Raw genomic sequence first — 605 nt, forward strand, 5'->3', positions numbered from 1 at the left:
GGTCAGTTGCACTGATCGCAAGCGTCGGTGGCACAATATCTACAACGAAGCCATCTGTACCATCAAGTACGTCACCTGTACCCAAGTTACCTGCAAGGTCTGTGTAAGTATTATCCGCCACACTGATGCTTGGTGCTGTGCCTGTGCCATCTGGCGTAAATACTGCTGTCCAAGTGATGTTGTCTGTTGTCGTCAATGCACCTAAGGTACCGCCAACTAGGGTGATATCAGTTGCATCAAAGCCTGCCACTGCTTCACTGAACGTGAAGGTGATGTTCGCTGTTTCGCCTGCCGCAAGTGCAAGGTCATCCGCAGTAATCGCAAGGGTTGGTGGCACAATATCTACAACAAAGCCGTCTGTACCATCAAGCACATCGCCTGTACCCGGGTTACCCAACACATCGGTGTAACTACCATCAGCTACAGTAATGCTTGGTGCGGTGCCTGTGCCATCTGGCGTAAACACTGCTGTCCAAGTGATGTTGTCTGTTGTCGTCAATGCACCTAAGGTACCGCCGACTAAAGTGATATCTGTTGCATCAAAGCCAGTCACTGCCTCACTGAACGTGAAGGTAATGTTCGCTGTTTCACCTGCCGCAAGTGCA

Annotated in this window: 1 protein-coding gene; it reads right to left on the reverse strand. The window is 50.6% G+C overall.

Going from position 1 to position 605, the window contains the following annotated elements; all coding sequences use genetic code 11:
* A partial coding sequence (locus NL42_RS17950) for an Ig-like domain-containing protein (RefSeq protein WP_461313788.1) occupies positions 1 to 605 on the reverse strand: 605 nt, incomplete at both ends.

The organism is Acinetobacter sp. GN11 (genome assembly GCF_054823985.1).